Source organism: Blautia sp. AF32-4BH, from assembly GCF_003460565.1.
GTDB lineage: Bacteria > Bacillota > Clostridia > Lachnospirales > Lachnospiraceae > Fusicatenibacter > Fusicatenibacter saccharivorans.
This window is the reverse complement of the sequence record NZ_QTVL01000004.1, coordinates 109714-130539: the sequence shown is the minus strand read 5'-3', so window position 1 is coordinate 130539 and position 20826 is coordinate 109714. Positions and strand designations below refer to the sequence as shown.

The window sequence follows — 20826 nt, the reverse complement described above, 5'->3', positions numbered from 1 at the left end:
TGGTTTTAGGATTCTGTTTTTATCATTCGAAGCGAGGATGCCCGGGGAACAAGTGTCACCGGCAGTACAATTTTTTCCGGTTCCGCCGCAGGGTTTTCCAGTGTGGAAAGGAGAATCCGGCTGGCTTCCCGTCCGATGCTTTCAAAGTCCTGATGAATAGAGGTAATTTCAAGACTCCGGCTGAGACTCGTGTCATCAAAACCACAGAGGCAGAGATCTTCCGGAATCCTAAGGCCAATGGTACGGCAGGCGAGAAAGATGAGTTCGGCAACCTGATCATTTTCTGCGAGAAGTGCAGTAATTCCATTTTGCCGCAGGGTAAGGAGCTGCTGTTGAAAAGGTGTGATTTCTGTTGAAAGGGCATCTTCTGTAGAAAGTGCATGTGGCCAGGTGATAAGCTGCCGGGAATCGGGCATGATTCCGGCGGCTTTTATTTCGTGCAAAAATCCGCCGAAACGATCACGGACCGACGAGGTTTCGGAAAGGGGAGCTGTTGTGAAAAAGGCGATGTTGCGATGCCCTTGTTCCAGAAGGTGGCGGGTGAGCTGCCGTCCGCCATCGTAATTGTCGCAGACAACATTGTTTAAATACGGACAGTCGGTCTGCTTGTCGATGATGACAACCGGGCGGTTTGCAAACAGGAAATCGTTTAACTGTTCCAGGTGGATATTGTCACGCTTGGGATAGTAGACAAGTCCGGCGATATTCTGAGAACGGAGCAGTTCCAGTGTGGCACGTTCCTTCGGAGAGGAAGAGCCGGTGATATGAATGCTTAAAAAGTATCCTTTTTCCGCCAGTGCGGCACTTAAGGAACCAATCGTTTCCGAAATGTTTCCCTGTGTTGTGGCAAAGGGAAGCAGCAGGGAAACCATTTTTGATTTGCTGTCGGTTTCTGATGCGGAGGAGGAAACCGGTGGGATTTTCTGCGAGACAAAGCTTCCAACGCCGCGTTTTCGATACAGGATTCCCTGCTGTTCCAGATCTTCAATCGCCCGCTTTGCTGTGATGCGGCTTACCTCATATTGCTCCGAGAGCATTTTTTCCGTGCAGAACACGGCATCGGAAGAAAACTGTCCGGTGCGGATGCGCTCTAAAAGAGCTTCTTTGATGATTTCATATTTGGGTTTCGTTATTCTTTTATTTCTATCCATGTCTATAAAATTCCTCAAATAGTATGATTGGTGACAACTGTATTTGTAAAAGTGTGATATCGACTTGCTTTGTATTATAATCTCGGGAAAAAGATAAGTCAAACTAAAAATAATATATCAAATAAAAAGAAAATGATATAAAATCATGGAAAAACGTAGAAATACTTGACAGAAGCATTGCGTTTTTTTATGATATGATATATCAAATCAACACGGCAATACAGGAACAAGACTTAATATAGAAAGAGTTTTAAGTTTGAAAATCATTTTTATAACAGGAGGAAACACATCATGAAAACAACTGTTCATATTATTTCCCATTCCCACTGGGACAGAGAGTGGTATCAGTCTTTTGAAAAACACAGAATGAAACTGATTGAGCTGGTAGACAATATTTTGGAAAAAGCAGAGAACGATCCGGAATTTGGCGGATTTTTCCTGGATGGACAGACGATTGCCCTGGACGATTACCTGGAAGTGCGCCCGGAAAAACGCGAGCAGGTGGAAAAATGCGTCCGTGAAGGAAAAATCCAGACTGGCCCGTGGTACATTCTGCAGGATGAGTTTCTGACCAGCGGTGAGGCATGTGTCCGCAATCTTCAGGTCGGCATGCAGGAAGCAGCGCGTTACGGAGCGATCGGAAATGTCGGTTATTTCCCGGATGCATTCGGAAATGCGGGACAGATGCCGCAGGTGCTGAAGCAGGCGGGCATGGATGCGGTTGTGTTCGGACGCGGCGTAAAACCGATCGGACCGAATAATGAGGTAACCGGAGGACAGTATGAGTCCACGTATTCCGAAATGATGTGGGCATCCCCGGACGGAACGAAACTGCCGGGTATTCTGTTTGCAAACTGGTATAACAACGGAGTGGAGATTCCGGTGGATGAGGTAGAAGCAAAAGTTTACTGGGACAAAAAACTGGCCGATGCGAGAAAATTTGCGGCAACACATCAGCTTCTGATGATGAACGGATGCGACCATCAGCCATTGCAGAAGGACATTACCGAGGCAATCCGTGTCGCACGGAAACTGTACCCGGACATTGAATTTATTCATTCGGATTTCAAAACCTATGTAAAGGCAATGGAAAAAGAAATTTCCGAGAATTTCTCTACGGTAAAAGGCGAGCTGACAAGCCAGGAAACAGACGGAAGATGGACACTGGCAAACACCGCTTCTTCCTGGATGGGACTGAAAGTGGACAACCGTGCCGGCGAAACAGCGCTGGAGCGGAAAGCAGAACCGGCGGCAGCCATGGCAGAGGTGCTTGGCAAAGCATACCCGGAAGACCAGATGATTTACAGCTGGAAAAAGCTGATGCAGAATCATCCGCATGACAGCATCTGCGGCTGCAGCGTCGATGAAGTAAATGAAGAAATGAAAACCCGCTTTGCGAAGAGCAGACAGGTAGCGGATGCGATTTACGATGAGAGTGTAGAATATCTGACCGATCAGGTGAATACCGCGGCACTTCCTAGAAACAGCGAAAAGATTCCGTTCGTTGTATGGAATACTTCTGGCACCGCGAAAAAACAGGTCATTGCAAAAGAACTGCACCTGTTCCGCGATTACAATCTGTTTGTATGGGATGGTTATGAGGCGGCCGAGGCTGTAGAAATGCCAAATCTGGTGCTTCGCGATGCAAACGGAAATGCAGTTCCGGCAAAAATCGAAAATGCAGGAATTTCCTTCGGGTACGATCTGCCGGATGACCGGTTCCGTCAGCCATATATGGCAAAGAAGGTGCTGGTAACGTTTGAGGCAGAAGTTCCGGCGATGGGATATGCAACATATTATCTGGAGCAGGCAGAGCCGGATCAGAACCAGGAAACCTCTGCAGATTTTGCGAATGAGCGTGTTCTGGAAAATGAAAACCTGAAAGTTACGGTCAATGAGGACGGTTCCTACCAGATTCTGAATAAGGAAACCGGAAGAACGTATGAAAATCTGGGATTCTATGAAGATACCGGAGATATGGGAAATGAATATATTTATATTCAGGACTCTGGAAAACAGACAGTCACAACGAAAGGCATGAAAGCTGAGATTCGCTGTGTGGAGAAAAATGCATTCCGCACGGTAGTTGAGATCTGTCACGAAATGATGATTCCGTCCGGTATGGGAGAGGAACTGCAGAGACAGCGTGAGATGTGTATTGACCCATATACGCGTGTGGCAAACCGTTCGAAGGAACTGGTTCCGATGGAAGTAAAGACGGTTCTGACACTGGAAAAATCGGGAAAAGGTCTGCGTGTCGCAACGACGATCTGTAATCAGGCAAAGGATCACAGAGTCCGCGTTGTAATGCCGACGGGTCTGAATACGTCTACGCATCTGGCAGATTCTGCCTTTGAGGTTGTGAAGAGAAATAACCGTCATAATGGTACCTGGACGAATCCTTGCGGATGTGAAAGACAGCAGTGTTTTGCTGCAATGGAAGATGAGACAAATGGTCTTCTTGTGGCAAACCGCGGATTGTATGAATATGAGGTTCTGGCGGATGAGGAGAATGCGATTGCGGTAACGCTGCTTCGTTCCGTTGCGGAGATGGGTGACTGGGGTTATTTCCCGACGCCAAAGGCGCAGCAGATCGGAACGTTTACCCTGGAGTTTGAAGTTGTGCCGTATGCAGCCGGTAAGACGGGCGAGGCATTTACCGAGGGTTACGCATTCCAGCAGGATCTGACAGCAGCACAGGCCGGTCTTTCAAAGGCATGGCTCAGAAAGCCGGGTCAGGTAAAACCGGAACTCGTATCGGGCGAGATGCCGCTGGAAATGAGCTTCCTCCGCTTTGAAGGGGAAGGAATTCATCTGACGGCGTTTAAGAAGGGACTTGCAAAGGACGATCTGTTTGTGCGGTTTGTGAACAATATGCCGCAGGATGAGGTACTTTCCTTCCGAAAGGAGAGCTGGATGAAAGAGGTTTACCGCAGTAATGTAGTGGAAGAGAAGGGTGAGGTACTTTGCCCGGATGAGAACGGGGTGTATCATGTGACACTCCGGGAGTTTGAGATTGCGACGTTTGGGGTTGTGAAATAACGGCTGGCGCGTGAGCTGGGAGTGAGAACGGGAGGAAAGTCTGGATCCGCCTGAAGGGCGGATCGGCGCAAGATGGTTGAAAAGAATAGGATGGAAAAAGCAAGAATGTGCTGGACTTTAAAGGGGACAAGTTATATGCTGGAAATATGAGAAAAATTTCCAAAGGAGGGTTTTTAAGATGCAGAAATGGACGAGCAGGATTGAGACCCCGATCAAGGCAGAGCTGATTTGTTATGATGTGAATGGAATTCATATTGTGTTTGGGGTGACGGAAGAGAATCAGCTGAAGCTGTTTCATTTTTCACATGCACCGTTTGACGCGGAGAATCTTTGCCGGAAGCCGGATGGAGTGTGGATGATGGAAGGAATGCGGGAAGCTCAGATTAAGGAGAGCTTCCAGCTGGTGCAGGTGAATTTTTCGGGGTATAACCGGCCGTATGAGAAGCATGGAAATAAGTATATTGTGACGGCTCCGGGATTTATGCTGAAGTTTGATTCCATTTCCGAGGAGAGAAATGAGAAGGGTGATGTGCTGCGGATTGTGCAGTCGGACGATGTGACAGGTGCGAAGGTGGAGTCTGTGATGCAGTTTTTTGATGGGATTCCGGTTGCGAGAATGTACAATACAGTGACGAACGAAGGAAAGGAAGACCAGACACTGGAGTACATTTCGAGTTTTAGTTACTGGGGTATTGAGAAGGAACAGAAAGAGGGAATTCCGAAGTTTGTCAGCTCGGATGACAAGATGTCGATGGTTGTGGTTCACAATGGATGGCAGAAGGAGCTGACGGTGAAGAAGTACCGGTTTGCAGATCTTGGCATGGCGCAGACGCAGCCGCATAATTATCAGAGAACTTCGAAGACGATTGAGATTACGAATACGGGCAACTGGTCGGCGAAGGAATATGTGCCGATGGGATATATTGGAAACAGTGCGGCAGATTCGAGTCTGTTTTTTGAGATTGACCACAGTGGTTCCTGGCATTATGAGATCGGAGATCAGAACTGCCATTTTTATCTGGCGGTGAGCGGTCCGACAGAGATTCAGTCACACTGGTCGAAGAATCTGAAGCCGGGAGATTCCTTTACAACGGTTCCGGTGGCTGTCGGCGTAGGTCATGATGATTTCGAGGAAGCGATTGGTACTTTGACGAAGTACCGCAGAAAGATCCGCCGTCCGAACAAAGATAATGAAAATCTGCCGGTTATTTTCAATGATTATATGAATTGTCTGTTTGGAGATCCGACCACAGAAAAAGAGTTCCCGCTGGTGGATGCGGCAGAGAAGGCCGGATGTGAGTATTTTGTCATTGATGCCGGCTGGTATGCGGACGGCAACTGGTGGGACAGTGTCGGTGAGTGGCAGGAGAGTAAAAAGCGCTTTCCGAATGGAGTGCGTGAGGTGACGGATTATATTCGTTCGAAGGGCATGATTCCTGGTGTCTGGCTGGAGCTGGAGGTTATGGGTATCAACTGTAAGAAGGCTTCCATTCTGCCGGATGAGTGCTTCTTCCTGCGCCACGGCAAGCGTGTGTATGACAGAAGCCGTTATCAGCTGGATTTCCGTCATCCGCTTGTGATTGAGCATGTGACCGAAGTCATCGACCGTGTGGTACGGGACTACGGTGTCGGCTATATCAAGATGGACTACAATATTGAGCCTGGTATTGGCACGGAAGTGGATGCGGACAGTTTTGGAGACGGTCTTCTGGAGCATGAGAGAGCGTATCTGGCATGGCTGGATGGCATCTACAAAAAGTATCCGGATCTTGTCATTGAGAACTGCTCGAGCGGCGGTCTTCGGATGGACTATGCGATGCTGGCGCGAAACAGCATTCAGTCGACGAGCGATCAGGAGGATTACCGCAATTATGCGACGATCTCGGCGAATGCAGCCATCGGCGTGACGCCGGAGCAGGCGGCGATCTGGTCATATCCGCTGCGGGACGGCACAAAAGAGGAAGTTATTTTCAATATGGTTAATGCGCTGCTGCTTCGTATTCACCAAAGCGGCCATCTCGCAGAAATTTCGCCGGAGCGGTTTGAACTTGTAAAAGAGGGAATTGACTGCTACAAAGAGATCCGCAGCGGCATCAAGGACGGCGTTCCGTTCTGGCCGATGGGATGGGCAGACAATGAAGAAAAACACCTCGCAGCCGGAATCCGTGTGCCGGGAGATGTAATTTATCTTGGTGTGTGGAGACGCGGCGGAGAGGCTGATTTTGAAGTTCCGCTGAACCGAGCATTCCCAGGGAAAGAGCTGGAGGTTTCCTGCGTTTACCCGAAAGCATGCGGTGATGTGTTCCATTACGATGACTACAGCAAGACGCTGCAGATTCACTTCCCGGAGACGTATATGGCGCGTCTGTTTCAGATTAAAGTGAAATAAAATTACATAAATCCCCGCCCGCGGAATAAATTGTATCGGAGTGTATCTGATAGGATTTTTCTGGGGAGGGGATTTTTTGCGTTTTCTTTCGGCGCTTTCAGATCTGATGGTTCCCGTGCTGATTTTTTACGTGGTCGGACTGGGGCTTTTGATGAAACAGGATGTGTTCGGCGATTTTCTGAACGGGGCGAAGGACGGCATGCGGACAGTGATCGGTATTGTGCCGACTCTGATCGGGCTGATGGCAGCGGTCGGTGTTCTGCGGTCATCGGGATTTCTGGAGGAATTTGGAAAACTGCTTGGAACCGTGCTGGAACCGGCGGGAATCCCGTCTGCGCTGGTACCGCTCGGTGTTGTGCGTCTCTTTTCCAACAGCGCGGCGGTGGGTCTTCTGCTGGATCTCTACAAAGAGGCGGGCTGTGACTCCTTTGCCGGACGGGCGGCTTCGATTATGATGTCGTGCACGGAGACGGTTTTTTATACGATGGCGGTCTATTTCGGAGCGGTCCACATCAAAAAAACGCGGTATACACTGGCGGGTGCATTGCTCTCTTCCCTGGTCGGAATGGCGGTCAGTATTGCCCTGGCAAAGGGAGTGTAAGGATTTTTTCTAATCATACCAGTGAAATGTGTTGACATTTCCATCCAACTGGAATAAGATGGAACCAACTTAAAACATACAAACTCAATAGGAAATAAGGAAATAGAGAAAAGAGCGCAAAAGTAAGGAGGAAATCAACGATGGCAAAGGTATATGACAGCATTCTGGATCTTGTAGGAAAAACTCCGCTGGTAGAACTGAAACGAATTGAAGAAAAAGAAGGACTGCAGGCGAAACTGATCGCAAAAGTAGAATCCTTCAATCCGGCAGGAAGCGTCAAAGACCGTATTGCAAAAGCGATGATTGAGGATGCTGAAGCAAAAGGTCTCTTAAAAGAAGGTTCCGTTATCATTGAGCCGACTTCCGGAAACACCGGAATCGGACTGGCAGCGGCAGCAACCGTAAAAGGCTATCGCATGATCCTTACCATGCCGGAGACAATGAGTGTGGAGCGCCGCAATATTGTAAAAGCATACGGCGCAGAAGTTGTTCTGACCGATGGAACGAAGGGAATGAAGGGTGCAATCGAGAAAGCCGATGAGCTTGCCAAAGAGATTCCGAACAGCTTTATCGCAGGCCAGTTTGTGAACCCGGCAAACCCGGCAACCCACAAAAAGACAACAGGACCGGAGATCTGGGAAGACACCGACGGAGAGGTTGATATCTTTGTTGCAGGTGTCGGCACCGGCGGAACCATCACCGGAACGGGTGAATATTTAAAAGAGAAAAAACCGGAAGTAAAAATCGTAGCAGTAGAACCGGCATCCTCCCCGGTACTGTCCGACGGCGTTTCCGGACCGCACAAAATCCAGGGAATTGGCGCAGGCTTTGTGCCGGATACCCTGAACACCAGCATTTACGATGAAATCATCAAAGTAGAAAATGAGGACGCTTTCGAGACCGGAAGATATCTGGCAGCCGAGGAAGCGATTCTCGCAGGAATTTCCTCCGGAGCAGCTCTGTATGCAGCAATCCAGCTCGCAAAACGAGAGGAAAATAAAGGCAAAACCATCGTTGTGCTCCTGCCGGATAACGGAGACAGATACTATTCCACAGCCCTGTTTGCCAAATAAAAGGGAACAGCTTCAGATTTTAAAATAATAGATATCAGCGAACACTGCCATCCGCGGCATTTTCTCTCCACCGCGAATGGCAGTTTCGCATATTAATTTATACCAGAAAGGGAACTTTACTTATGACATTACAACAGCTTCGCTACGTAATTCGGGCCGCAGATTCCAGATCCATGAATGAGGCGGCAAAGGCACTCTATATTTCACAGCCGAGTCTCTCCGGAGCAATCAAGGAGCTGGAAAAAGAGATTGGAATTGAGCTGTTCAAGCGCAGCAGCCACGGAACAGTACTGACCCCGGAGGGCGAGGAGTTTCTGGGTTACGCACGTCAGGTCACAGACCAGTATCAGCTTCTCGAGAACCGCTATATTTATCGCACCAAGGGAAAGAAAAAATTCAGCGTGTCGATGCAGCATTACAGTTTTGCCGTAAAGGCGTTTGTGGAGCTGGTGAAGCAGTTTGGTATGGATGAGTATGAGTTTGCGGTTTATGAGACGAGAACGTACGATGTGCTGATGGATGTAAAAAACTTCAAGAGTGAGCTTGGGATTTTGTATCGGAATGACTTTAATGCGAAGGTGCTGAACAAGCTGCTGAAGGATAATAACCTCGAGTTTCACGACCTGTTTTCCTGCGGAACGTACGTCTATCTATGGAAAGATCATCCGCTTGCGGATCAGGCGGAGATCACCATGGAGGAGCTGAAGGAATATCCATGCCTGTCATTTGATCAGGGAAGCAACAATTCGTTCTTCCTGGCAGAGGAAGTGCTTTCGACGTATGAATATAAGAGAATCATTAAGGCAAATGACCGTGCGACCATGCTGAATCTGATGGTCGGACTGAATGGTTATACGCTTTGCTCCGGCATTATCTGTGAGGAATTAAACGGCAGTGACTACCGCGCTGTGCCGCTTCACGCGGAGGAAAACATGATGATCGGTTATATTTCTAGGAAGGGTATGTCGATCAGCGCACTGGGACAGCAGTATTTGGAAGAAATTCGGAAATATAAGGAGCTTGTGCTGTAAAAAAGGAGAAACAAGAAGACTTTAACCGAATCAAGTAAGTCCCCTGCTTCCATTGCGAAAAGCAATAAGCAGTGGGTGGGGACTTGCTTGTATCAGGAGTGGTACAAGCCACTCCTGATAAGCTGCGAAGCAGCTATTCGGTTATGAGCAAGTAGCGAAGCGGATTGCGAATATCCGCTTTGACTCTCTGGAGTGTGTTTGAAAAAGGCTTTTCGCAAGCTGCGAGTCCCATCTTGTGGGAGATGAATTGCATTTGTTATCTTGTTTTATGCAGCATGATTGGATATAGAAATTTCAGAAGAAAAAATATTGGCGATAAAGAATAGCTATAGGAAAACCCTATAACCAGCCATCAATTTTCTATATTGGACAAAGCAGAAGACTGTCGCTATAATAATCCTTGTAAACAGATAGGAAATATCACCAAAACGAGAGGAAGCGAAGTGAATGAGAGCAGTTTTCGCAGAGAATCGAATTGTGATCTATGATGTCATGTGTTGCAGTGTAAGCAGATAAAACCGAAAGAAAACGGAGCCGCATTGCAGCATGGACAAAACAAGATGGCAACCGGTTCCGATAAATAATAGAAAATCGAACATGAAAAGAAATAGAAAAACGAAAAACAGAACAGGAGAATACAATCATGAGCAAAAAAACAAGAGCAGAAAGAAATCTTAAATTTGAAACCTTACAGCTTCACGTAGGACAGGAAAATCCGGATCCGGCAACCGGAGCAAGAGCAGTGCCGATCTATCAGACCTCTTCTTTCGTATTCAACAACTCCGATCACGCAGCAGCAAGATTCGGACTCCAGGATGCAGGAAACATCTACGGCCGTCTGACCAACCCGACCGAGGACGTTTTCGAGCAGAGAATGGCAGCACTGGAGGGCGGCGTTGCGGCACTTGCAGTAGCTTCCGGAGCAGCAGCTATCAACTACACCATCATCAACCTGGCACAGAAAGGCGACCATATCGTATCTGCAAAGAACATTTACGGTGGTTCCTACAACCTTCTGGCACACACCCTTCCACAGTACGGCATCAGCACCACATTTGTTGATGTATTCGATCTGGATGAGGTTCGCGCAGCCGTTCAGGAGAACACAAAAGCAATCTACATCGAGACGCTTGGAAACCCGAACTCCGATGTGGTAGATATCGAAGCACTCGCAAAAATCGCACATGAGAATAAAATCCCGCTGGTTGTAGACAACACCTTCGCAACTCCGTATCTGGTTCGCCCGATCGAGTACGGCGCAGATATCGTTGTACATTCCGCAACCAAATTTATCGGCGGTCACGGAACTACCCTTGGCGGTGTGATCGTAGACAGCGGTAAATTCGACTGGGAGGGATCCGGCAAATTCGCATCCCTGACCGAGCCAAACCCGAGCTACCACGGCATCAGCTTTACAAAAGCAGTTGGACCTGCTGCATTCGTTACAAAAGTACGTGCGATCCTTCTTCGTGATACAGGAGCAACTCTTTCTCCGTTCAATTCCTTCCTGCTTCTGCAGGGACTTGAGACACTGTCTCTCCGTGTAGAGCGTCATGTAGAGAACGCGCTGAAGGTTGTAAAATATCTGGAGAGCCAGCCACAGGTAGAAAAAGTACATCATCCGTCTGTATCCGATGATCCGGAGCAGCAGGCACTGTACGCAAAATACTTCCCGAACGGCGGCGGTTCCATCTTCACCTTCGAAATCAAAGGTGATGCACAGAAAGCAAAAGATTTCATCGACAATCTGGAGCTGTTCTCCCTGCTGGCTAACGTTGCCGATGTAAAATCTCTGGTGATCCATCCGGCAACCACTACACACAGCCAGTGCACCGAGGAAGAACTGCTGGATCAGGGAATCAAACCAAACACCATCCGTCTTTCCATCGGTACCGAGAACATCGACGATATCATCGAGGATCTGGATGAGGCATTTGAGGCAGTTCAGTAAAAAGGATACAAAGTAAAAGAGAATATAAAAAAGCATACAAAAAAAAGAAGCGTGTTTGAAAAAACAAACATGCTTCTTTTTTGGGCTTAGATAAACCGCATGGGAAATTATGATGCCAGAGCGTATTATGAATCGAATGCCAGTGCCAGTACATGACGCTGTTTGCACCGGAGGCAAGATGGCTGTAAGCCTGCTGGCGGAGCTGGCCCTTGTATGGCATCCATCCTGGAAATTCCTGTGCCTCGGTTTCCATAACAAGATAGTTGTCGTTTTTCAGAGAACGAATCATATCACCGCCAAAAGCGATTTCCGCACCGGTCAGATCGTCCTGGATCGGATGGTAAATATCGGTTCCGGCGATCGTCAGACATTTTACCAGCTATTTTTGTTTTTGCCTGCTATTAACCATAGGTCTGTCTCATGCTGCGTCAGCGTTACGCCGCTGGCATGTTTGAAAGCACCAGAAGCGTGTTTTTATACGGGATTTTGAATAAAAAAGACAAATGATTTCAGCGTCTGTGCAGAGATATTTCCCGGCTTTTTTGATGCTTTCATTTTGAGCGGATACGCGGCACCGATCACAAGAGGCGGTGCGTCGCGCAGAGGAACGGCGGTGACGTTTGGGTGGTGGAACAATGCAAAGTTACTCCCGGCAAACAGGCTTAAGGCTTCGCCGACTTCCACGGAGCTTATCATGGATTCCAGGCGGGCAGTGCGCAGGATGTGCGGCTTTTGGTCTGCCTTTTCAAATAGTTGCATACAGAGCTGATAAATCGAGGTATAGGGATGCATAAGAATCAGAGGTTCTCTGGCAATGTCAGCGATTGTCAGGGAAGATTTTTCTGCAAGCGGATGATCGATGGGGAGCATCACACAGAGACGATCCTTTGCGAGAGGTACAAAGTGATATTTCTGCGGTGAAATCATGGAATCCCGTGCAATGACAAGATCAAAACGACCGGACTGCAGACCGTCCATCAGCTCGTTTTCTTCACACTCTTCCAGCATCAGTTCAACCTCCGGATGCGTATGTGCGAAAGCGCGGATGCGGGAGGTGAGATGATACTGCGTCAGAAACGGAAGAGAGCCGACGCGGAGCGGCTGGCGTTCCGACTCTTTAAAGTGGCGCATTTTCTGCAGCATCTGATGATACTGGCGGGAGAGCTCTGAGGCTTCCTGGCAGAACAGCTTGCCTGCCGGAGTCAGAACCGCCTGGCGGCGGGTGCGGTCGAAGAGGGTGAGATTCAGTTCGGATTCCAGCTTCTGGATCTGCTTCGAGAGCGTGGACTGTGCGATATGAAGATTTTCTGCAGCTTCTAAAAAAGTGTCGCATCGGACGGTCATCAGAAAAAAGTCGATCTGTTCCATGGTCATAAGAGAGAACCTCCTTTTGAAAATCATTCCATTTCATTCATTCCATTCTGGAAACAATTGTACCACAGATCGAATTGATTCCACAAAGGTTTCTTTTTAAAATAAAAAAGGATAAAACATGCAGCAGGGAAAGTGGATGGAGAGGATCCGATGGATTTGCTGGCTGAATGGAGTACAAAAAAGAACATTCTATGAGATAGTTTTGATTTGGGGAATAAGGAGAATGATTATGGCTGAAAAAGTAAGAGATCTGCGCAGTGCGCTGGAACGATTGAAAAATATGCCGGGACAGCTTGCCGAGACGGATGTTGCAGTTGATCCGATGGCGGAGCTTGCCGGAGTTTACCGCTATGTCGGCGCGGGCGGAACGGTAAAACGTCCGACGAAAGAAGGACCGGCAATGATTTTCCGCAATATCAAAGGCCACCCGGACGCAAGTGTTGCGATCGGTGTCCTGGCGAGCCGGAAGCGTGTGGCTGCACTTCTGGACTGTGAGCCGGAGAATCTTGGGAAAATGCTGTATCACAGCGTGGAAAAGCCGGTTGCACCGGTGGAATTTCAGGGTGCGCCGCCGTGTCAGGAGGTTGTGCATCTGGCGACGGATCCCGATTTTGATCTGAACCGCCTCGTCCCGGCACCGACCAACACGCCGGATGACGCAGGCCCGTACATCACGCTTGGCATGTGTTACGCTTCTCACCCGGATACCGGGCTGCACGATGTGACGATTCACCGTCTCTGTATTCAGGGAAAAGACGAACTTTCGATTTTCTTCACGCCGGGTGCACGCCATATCGGCGCGATGGCAGACCGTGCGGAGGAGCTTGGCCAGAAACTGCCGATTTCCATCAGCATCGGCGTCGATCCTGCGATTGAGATCGGTTCCTGCTTTGAGCCGCCGACAACACCGCTTGGTTACGATGAGCTTTCGGTTGCAGGTGCGCTGCGGAAAGAGCCGGTGGAACTGTGCCATTGCGTTTCGGTAAATGAGATGGCAATTGCGAATGCAGAGTATGTGATCGAGGGCGAGGTTATCCCGGGCGTGCGTGTGCAGGAAGATCAGAACAGCCACACCGGTTACGCCATGCCGGAATTTCCGGGTTATACCGGTCCGGCGAGCGATCAGTGCCGCCTGATTAAAGTAAAAGCGGTAACACACCGGCGAAATCCGATCATGCAGACCTGCATCGGACCAAGCGAGGAACATGTTTCCATGGCGGGCATTCCGACGGAAGCGAGTATCTATGGCATGGTAGAAAAAGCAATGCCGGGACGACTCCGGAATGTGTACTGTGGTTCTGCGGGCGGCGGAAAATATATGGCTGTTCTTCAATTTAAAAAGCTTGGTCCAAGTGATGAGGGAAGACAGCGTCAGGCGGCGCTGCTGGCTTTTTCTGCATTCAGTGAACTGAAACATGTATTTCTCGTGGATGAGGACGTGGACTGCTTCGATATGAACGATGTCCTTTGGGCAATGAACACACGATTCCAGGGCGATGCGGATATCATCACGATCCCAGGTGTCCGGTGTCATCCGCTCGATCCGTCAAACGATCCGACGTGTTCGCCATCGATCCGCGATCACGGAATTGCATGCAAGACAATTTTTGACTGTACCGTGCCGTATGATCAGAAGAAAAGATTTGTGCGGGCGAGGTTTCTGGAAGTTGATCCGAAACACTGGCTGGACGAGGAATAAAAGCATGTTTTGCAAAAAAATGTTATATTGTGTTCTAAAAAGTATATTTTGTCAAAAAAGGAGAGTAGCCTGGTATGCTGAAATTTGAGAAAAACGATTATACAATAGAAGAAGTAACACTGTGTGGCGAGACGATCCGGTTTCGGGCGTTCCGCGACCTGATTTATGTGGAAAAACCGGTTAATGAAGAGTTTCAGAAGATGAATCTTTTTGTGCCGGAATGCTATTATGAGGGAGCATCCCTGCATGGCTATGATTTAGGGAGCGCGCCGGTTTTCATGCCGAATACGGTCGGCGGCTACATGCCGGGTCCGGCGGATGAGCCTGGAACGAATCCATTTTTACAGGGCAGACCCAACACGATTTTTCGTGCACTGCAGCACGGCTATGTTGTGGCATTCCCGGCAATCCGCGGCAGAGTGCAGAAGGGGGCAGATGGCCGGTACAACGGAAAAGCACCATCCTGCGTGGTTGATTATAAAGCAGCCGTGCGATATCTCCACTTTTTCGCGGATGAGCTGCCTGGCGATGCGAGCAAAATTATCACCAATGGAACGAGTGCCGGAGGTGCGCTGTCATCCCTGATGGGAAGCACGGGAAATCACCCGGACTATGAGCCGTATCTGCAGGCACTTGGCGCGGCGGATGCCGGAGATAACGTGTTTGCGGCTTCCTGCTACTGCCCAATCACAAACCTTGAACACGCAGACATGGCGTATGAATGGGAATTTTGCGGAGTAAATGATTTTCACCGTGCCAACATGAAAATGGATGAGGGCGGCCGCCCGGTTTTCACACCGGTGGATGGCGAGATGACGAAAGAACAGATCCTTGTTTCGGCAGAGGAAAAAGCAATGTTTCCGGCATATGTAAACAGCCTTGGATTGAAGGATGAAAACGGAGATCCACTGACACTTGATGCAGACGGAGAAGGATCCCTGAAGGAATATGTAAAACGCGTTGTGATGGAATCTGCGCAGAGAGCGTCTGACCAGGGTGTGGATTTATCAGATAAACCATGGCTGATCGTCGAGAACGGCAAAGTGCAGGGCATGGATTTTACCGCTTATGTCAAAGACATCACCCGGATGAAAACGGCACCTGCTTTTGATGCGCTGGATCTGGAAAGCCCGGAGAATGATCTGTTTGGAAACGAGACGACAAACTGCCGTCACTTCACGGAATACAGCACAGCACACACGAAAGCACAGGGCGCGTGTGCGGAAGCAGAAGTTGTGAAAATGATGAATCCAATGGAATACATTATGGACGAAAAAGCAGAAAAAGCACAGCATTTCCGCATCCGCCACGGCGAGTGCGACCGCGACACCTCTCTGGTGATCTCGGCGATGCTGGTATTAAAACTTCGTGAGGCAGGCTGTGAGGTGGATTACCATTCCCCATGGAATACACCGCATGCGGGCGACTACGATCTCGACGAGTTATTCGCATGGATTGACGGAATCTGTGGATAAAAGGAAGGAACGAGACGGATGGCTGTGGAAAAACGGATTGTAGTTGGCGCTTCCGGGGCGAGTGGAATGCCGCTGCTGATGAAGTGCCTTGAAATTCTGCGGGATAGTGAGGAATACCGTTCCCTTCTGGTGATGAGCCGCAGTGCAAAGCTGACGCTGGAACAGGAGACAGACTGGAGTGTTTCGCAGGTGGAAGCGCTGGCAGATGAAGTACTCGAGCAGGACAACATCGGTGCAGGCCCGGCGAGCGGGTCGTACCGGACGGAAGGCATGGTGATTGTGCCGTGCAGCATGAAAACGGCGGCCGGTATTGTAAGCGGATACACCGACAATCTGCTGCTGCGCGCGGCGGATGTGACCATCAAAGAAAAACGTCCGCTCGTGCTGGCAGCGCGGGAGACACCGATGAGTGAGATTCATCTGCGGAATCTGTACGAGCTGTCACGCATGTCAAATGTGTGGATTGTTCCGCCAATGATGACGTTTTATCAGAAACCGGAGTCGATTGACGATATGGTGACGCATCTGGCGGCGAAGCTGCTGTCGCCGTTCGGCGTGGAAGTGAAGGAGTATCGGAGATGGAAGGGATGCTGACGAAAAAGGCAACAGCCGCAGGATGCATGATGGAAGTGACGGTAATGAAGATTGGTGAGGACTTTCAGATCTGTCTCGCCGGAGGAGAAAAGCCGCATATCGGCTGTGTAGTGCAGGCCGTACCACGGGAATCGCTGACCGGAGACGGGAGCTGGAGTGCGACTTCCTCGGTGTGGAACCGCACCGGACATAAAGATGAGGTACTGTGCCGGATGCTGGCGGAAAAAATCTGTTGTGCCTGCCGTACCGTGACCGTCTGCACCGGTGGCGTGCATATCGATGAAATTACCGGAGAGCAGATCCGGGAGATTGTGGATGCGGTAGAGAAGATGGGAGAAGAGATTGCGCAGGATTTGAGATGATAAGTAAGCATGGAAAGCGGATAAAAAGTCATTGCATTTTTCGGACATGCTTTGGTTTTGTGTTATATTTCCTATTGAATATGTAGAGAATATGGGATAAAATAAAAGAAAGTATTTTTATCATGACATATATTCGGAGGAAATAAAATGAAAGTTTCGACAAGAGGACGGTATGCGCTTCGTCTGATGCTGGATCTGGCACTCAACAATACCGGCGAACCGGTGCGTTTGAAAGATGTGGCAAAGCGGCAGGAGATTTCGGAAAAATATCTGGAACAGATCATCTCGATTTTGAATAAAGCTGGTTTCGTAAAAAGTGTGCGCGGCCCGGCGGGCGGTTATTCCCTGAAACGAAAGCCGGAAGAATATACCGTGGGAATGATCCTGCGTCTGACCGAGGGTAGCCTTGCGCCGGTGGACTGTGTAGAAGACGGCGCCGACTGCGGCAGGGAAGATCAGTGCGTTACGGTGATGCTCTGGAAAAAACTGAACGATGCCATCAACAGTGTGGTGGACAATATTACGCTGGCAGATCTGGTGGAATGGCAGATGCAGAAGTCGAATGAGTATGTGATCTGACGGCAGACAGAATAAGCGATAACGTCCAATGAGGGAACAGAAGAGGGAAAATGGTGAAAACATCATTTTCCTCTTTTTTACCGGTAAAAATCTGGGAGCACGGCATTTACAAGCAAAAAAAAATTTGTTAAGATAAAAAACAGGGCGCATTTGGAGAAGAAAAAAATCAGGATGCGCAAAAGTGAAGAAAATAAAAGATAAGGAGTTTCCCCTTATGAAAAAACAACAGGAAAGCCTTAAAAATATGGTATATCAGGCCATTTTGAACGGCATTTTTACCGATGAATATAAACCCAATCAAATTATCAACGAGCAGGAGCTGGTACAGAAATTCGGCTGCAGCAAGACGCCAATCCGTGAAGCACTGGTGACGCTCTGCAACGAGGGAATTCTCCACAGCTTCCCGCGCTTCGGCTACCAGGTTGTCAGCGTGTCCCGCGAAGAGGCACAGAATATTCTGGATTTCCGCCTTGTTCTCGAGGGCGGATATCTTCGTCAGTCGATCGGACATATCACCGAAGAAAATCTGGCGGAGCTTGCCGAGATTGATGAGAGATGCAAGCAGAGCACCGACAGCGTCTGGGATCACTGGGAGGCAAATACAGCATTCCATCTGAAGCTGATTTCCTTCTCCGGCAACGCTTACGCATATCAGGAGCTTGAACGCACCATGAACGTCTTAAAACGCGCTTACGCCCAGTTTTACTGGCAGACCTGGTCCAACGTAAACCCGGCACTGGACATTGCGCATCATAACGATATTATGCAGAGTATCCGGGAGAAAGATCTGGAGAAGACGCAGAACTATCTGAAAGAGGATCTGGCGGATTTTTGTGGGTAAGAAATGAGACAGAGTGTATGGAAACGAAGAATTCCAATACACTCTGTTTTTTTGTGCGCTGGAGACCTTTTCCAGGCACGCTCCAGGGCTCGTGATTATCCATGAAAATGCTTCTCCCGATACTGCTGCGGTGTCACTCCACTGCTTTTCTTGAACTGCCGGTAAAAGTAGGAAACGTTTGCGATTCCGATCTGGTCACAGATTTGCTGGGGGGAGAAGCTGGTGGTGGCAAGCAGACGTTTTGCGGTTGTCATACGTTCGTCCATGATGTAGCTACTGAGCGACGCTCCTGTTTTCGTACTGAAAATGTGGGACAGGTAGTCCGGGTTCATGTGGATTTTCTCGGCGATGGAGGTGCGGCCCAGTTCAGGATCGGAAAGATGCGAACGGATATAGTCCTTGATGACGCTGATCGGGTCCGAGGCATCGGTGGAGAGGTGCTCTTCCATATTCAGCCGCTCTTTCTCATACCATGCATTTTTTTTCACCTCCTGCACAGCCGCCGCCAGCTTTTCCATAAGCTGATCCGGGTCGATTGGTTTTAACAGGTAGGAGAAAATATGTAAATTCAGCGCTTCCTGCGCATAATCAAATCGCTGATGGCCGGTCAGAACGAGTACGATGGGATGAAAATTGTTCTCATGCAGCCATTCCACTAACTGCAGACCGGTTTCGCGCGGCATTTCGATGTCAGTCAAAAGAATATCAATATCCTGGGAACCCTCAAAAATTCGTTTTGCCTGGCTGGCACTGTAGGCAGGAAACGCCTGCTCAATCCCGAGCGCCGACCAGTCTGTCGTTTCGATAATGTTTTTCACAATATAATATTCATCATCCACTACTAAAATGTTCATTGTAAAAGCCCTGTTCCTTTCTTCCGTTTCGCATGGATTTGAATCGTTACAAAAAGCAAGCCGAAAGCCTTTTTCAAACAAGCTTTAGCTCTCGTTTCTTTTGCAGGGGACCTGAGGTGTGTCGGAAGCATGTGAAAAAAGAGGTTCCGATGTTTCAATTTTGCTTTCCGGCGGATTGCCATCCTCCCGGTATGGAATGTATGGAATCGTAACCTCTGATCTTGCACCCCATCCGGGTTCGTTGGAAAAATGCGCATGGGCTTTTTCTCCATAAACAAGATAAAGCCGTTTGAGCAGATTGTAGGTTCCGATTTTTTTTCCATCAAAGTCATGAACCTGCTGGGAAACTGGCCGGTTCAGGTATTCCAGATCCTCTTCAAAATAACCACTGCCGGAGTCGAGATGAGTGAGAACCACATATTTTTCACCATTGCGCTCCACAAGGCTGCCGGTGATACGGACACGGAGCTCTTCGCCCATGATCATGTTGTGCTTGATGGTATTTTCTGTAAACATCAGCAGAATGATCGGAAAAACAGAAGCATTCCTGCATTTCTCATCCACATGGATTTCCCAGTTCAGACAGCCTGGAAACCGCAGTTCTGTCATCTCCAGAAAATTTTCTACGTATTTCAGTTCTTCTTTCAAAGGAACGGCTGTCTTATCCTGCAGGGTGTACCGCAAATGATTCGAAAGTGTGCGGACGAATTCATTTGTGAGCCGCCTTCCTTCTTCCGTGAATGGCATTGATGCGATTGCGGAGAGACAGTTGATCAGAGAGTGCGGCGCTACCTGGGATTTCAGATACTGAATCTCCAGTGCCTTCAGATTTAATTTATCCTCATAAACATTGATTTTTAACTTCTCAATTCGATTCATCAGCTTATTCAGTGTTTCACCGATTTCCAGAACCTCCTCACACCGCTCATTGGAAAGATCCGGGTGCGGCACCTGTTGTTCCTCTTTGACCTGTGATGCCATTTTCCGGATCAGATCAAGAGGCTTTGAAATCAGGTGTTCATAGGAAACGGTCCATAAAAGAGAAACCACGAAAATCAGCAGAGCACCCCCGAGCAGAAGCTTGAGCATATTGTAAATAGGAGTGTTGACTTCTTCGGAGGGGATGAGTGCATTTAAGGAGCAGGTAGAAGAAGGAAGCTTTTCAGCGACCTGTAAATATTGTATACCGTCCTTTCCGCGGATCCGATGAGATTTCTGGGTAGAAAAGTCGGTAGACAGTTTAAAATCGGACCAGCTTTCGTTGTCGTATGGAATACCATTTTCATCAGCAAACAGAAAAATGGTATTTGAATCATCAAATGGAGTATTCAGTTCATCCAGACGGATCCAGGCACCAAGATAGCCATGGAGATCATTGATAATTCGGATCAGATAGGTATGGCGTTCCAGCTCTATATAATACCAACTCTTGAAGTTGAGAGCGGAGGCGTCCTCTCCCGACTGACGTAAAAGCTTTTTCATGTAGGAACTACAGTCATTGGAGCCCCCATTTTTATAGCGGCAGACAAAATGGTCGTTTGCTTTTCCATAAACAAACATACCGTCAATGTCTGTCATGTAACTTAAAGTATTATCCAAAAGCCTGGAGGCTTTAATCTGGGAAATCACTGCGTTTGGGTTGTTTTTGGAAGTGATCGTATCGACAACATCAGTATTGTTATTAGCGAATTCCCAGAGACAGTTTTCAGCAGTTTCCATACTCTTATTTAACTGCTGGACATAAAGATCCATTGTCTGATGAATTCCCTGGTAGGTTTCATGCTGAAGCTGTTTGGAAATATAAAAAATT

General features: G+C 48.5%; 17 protein-coding genes and 1 pseudogene. 12 read left to right on the top strand and 6 right to left on the bottom strand.

What is annotated here, in order from left to right; all coding sequences use genetic code 11:
- Window positions 1-5: 5 nt before the first annotated feature.
- Complete coding sequence (locus DWZ44_RS06820) at window positions 6-1151, bottom strand: substrate-binding domain-containing protein (protein WP_055226181.1); 1146 nt, start codon at window positions 1149-1151, stop codon at window positions 6-8.
- A gap of 291 nt (window positions 1152-1442) precedes the next feature.
- Between DWZ44_RS06820 and DWZ44_RS06815 the strand changes: the two genes are divergently transcribed.
- The 5 genes from DWZ44_RS06815 to DWZ44_RS06795 all read left to right on the top strand — a co-directional run bounded on the left by DWZ44_RS06815 (window position 1443) and on the right by DWZ44_RS06795 (window position 9287).
- On the top strand, window positions 1443-4193 hold the full coding sequence (locus tag DWZ44_RS06815; protein ID WP_117804469.1) for an alpha-mannosidase: 2751 nt from the start codon (window positions 1443-1445) through the stop codon (window positions 4191-4193).
- 178 nt (window positions 4194-4371) lie between these two features.
- Complete coding sequence (locus tag DWZ44_RS06810; protein WP_117804468.1) at window positions 4372-6582, top strand: glycoside hydrolase family 36 protein; 2211 nt, start codon at window positions 4372-4374, stop codon at window positions 6580-6582.
- A 76-nt stretch (window positions 6583-6658) separates the two neighbouring features.
- The gene (locus tag DWZ44_RS06805; protein WP_117804467.1) at window positions 6659-7183 is read left to right on the top strand and encodes a spore maturation protein; all 525 of its coding nucleotides are present in this window, start codon (window positions 6659-6661) and stop codon (window positions 7181-7183) included.
- 140 nt (window positions 7184-7323) lie between these two features.
- Window positions 7324-8256 (top strand): cysteine synthase A, encoded by a 933-nt coding sequence (gene cysK / locus DWZ44_RS06800; protein WP_117804466.1) that lies wholly within the window; start codon window positions 7324-7326, stop codon window positions 8254-8256.
- A 122-nt stretch (window positions 8257-8378) separates the two neighbouring features.
- Window positions 8379-9287: a LysR family transcriptional regulator gene (locus DWZ44_RS06795; protein ID WP_117804465.1), complete on the top strand. Its 909-nt coding sequence runs from the start codon at window positions 8379-8381 to the stop codon at window positions 9285-9287.
- A gap of 141 nt (window positions 9288-9428) precedes the next feature.
- Here DWZ44_RS06795 and DWZ44_RS19500 read toward each other — a convergent pair whose 3' ends face one another.
- Window positions 9429-9557, bottom strand: a complete 129-nt coding sequence (locus tag DWZ44_RS19500) for a DUF6783 domain-containing protein (RefSeq protein WP_369123068.1) — start codon at window positions 9555-9557, stop codon at window positions 9429-9431.
- A 373-nt stretch (window positions 9558-9930) separates the two neighbouring features.
- On the opposite strand from DWZ44_RS19500, the gene DWZ44_RS06790 reads away from it, so the two are divergent.
- Window positions 9931-11238 carry an O-acetylhomoserine aminocarboxypropyltransferase/cysteine synthase family protein gene (locus tag DWZ44_RS06790; protein ID WP_117510022.1) on the top strand — a complete coding sequence of 436 codons (1308 nt, stop codon included), beginning with the start codon at window positions 9931-9933 and terminating at the stop codon, window positions 11236-11238.
- Between the two features lie 118 nt (window positions 11239-11356).
- Here DWZ44_RS06790 and DWZ44_RS19285 read toward each other — a convergent pair.
- Together DWZ44_RS19285 and DWZ44_RS06780 are read right to left on the bottom strand one after the other, a co-directional pair.
- Window positions 11357-11611 (bottom strand): annotated as a pseudogene (locus DWZ44_RS19285) (beta-galactosidase); the annotation flags it as partial.
- Between the two features lie 101 nt (window positions 11612-11712).
- Window positions 11713-12612 carry a LysR family transcriptional regulator gene (locus DWZ44_RS06780; protein ID WP_055226198.1) on the bottom strand — a complete coding sequence of 300 codons (900 nt, stop codon included), beginning with the start codon at window positions 12610-12612 and terminating at the stop codon, window positions 11713-11715.
- 229 nt (window positions 12613-12841) lie between these two features.
- Here DWZ44_RS06780 and DWZ44_RS06775 point away from each other — a divergent pair, with 229 nt between their 5' ends.
- From DWZ44_RS06775 to DWZ44_RS06750, 6 genes are all read left to right on the top strand, one after another.
- On the top strand, window positions 12842-14311 hold the full coding sequence (locus DWZ44_RS06775) for a UbiD family decarboxylase (protein WP_055226200.1): 1470 nt from the start codon (window positions 12842-12844) through the stop codon (window positions 14309-14311).
- Between the two features lie 74 nt (window positions 14312-14385).
- Complete coding sequence (locus DWZ44_RS06770) at window positions 14386-15786, top strand: subtype B tannase (RefSeq protein WP_117804464.1); 1401 nt, start codon at window positions 14386-14388, stop codon at window positions 15784-15786.
- Between the two features lie 18 nt (window positions 15787-15804).
- Entirely contained in the window at window positions 15805-16380 is a 576-nt protein-coding gene (locus DWZ44_RS06765) for a UbiX family flavin prenyltransferase (protein ID WP_117510025.1), read from the top strand.
- Window positions 16365-16742, top strand: coding sequence for a hypothetical protein (locus tag DWZ44_RS06760; protein WP_330411396.1), 378 nt, complete (start codon window positions 16365-16367; stop codon window positions 16740-16742). Before DWZ44_RS06765 ends, DWZ44_RS06760 begins: the two co-directional genes overlap by 16 nt.
- 147 nt (window positions 16743-16889) lie before the next feature.
- Window positions 16890-17321 carry an RrF2 family transcriptional regulator gene (locus tag DWZ44_RS06755; RefSeq protein ID WP_055226207.1) on the top strand — a complete coding sequence of 144 codons (432 nt, stop codon included), beginning with the start codon at window positions 16890-16892 and terminating at the stop codon, window positions 17319-17321.
- A gap of 214 nt (window positions 17322-17535) precedes the next feature.
- Window positions 17536-18162, top strand: a complete 627-nt coding sequence (locus tag DWZ44_RS06750) for a GntR family transcriptional regulator (RefSeq protein ID WP_055267169.1) — start codon at window positions 17536-17538, stop codon at window positions 18160-18162.
- Window positions 18163-18257: 95 nt separating this feature from the next.
- On the opposite strand, the gene DWZ44_RS06745 is transcribed toward DWZ44_RS06750, so the two are convergent.
- Both DWZ44_RS06745 and DWZ44_RS06740 read right to left on the bottom strand, forming a co-directional pair.
- A complete protein-coding gene (locus DWZ44_RS06745) occupies window positions 18258-19016 on the bottom strand; it encodes a response regulator transcription factor (RefSeq protein ID WP_055226214.1) in 759 nt (252 codons plus the stop codon).
- Window positions 19017-19100: 84 nt separating this feature from the next.
- A complete protein-coding gene (locus DWZ44_RS06740; protein WP_158565836.1) occupies window positions 19101-20768 on the bottom strand; it encodes a sensor histidine kinase in 1668 nt (555 codons plus the stop codon).
- Window positions 20769-20826: the final 58 nt, after the last annotated feature.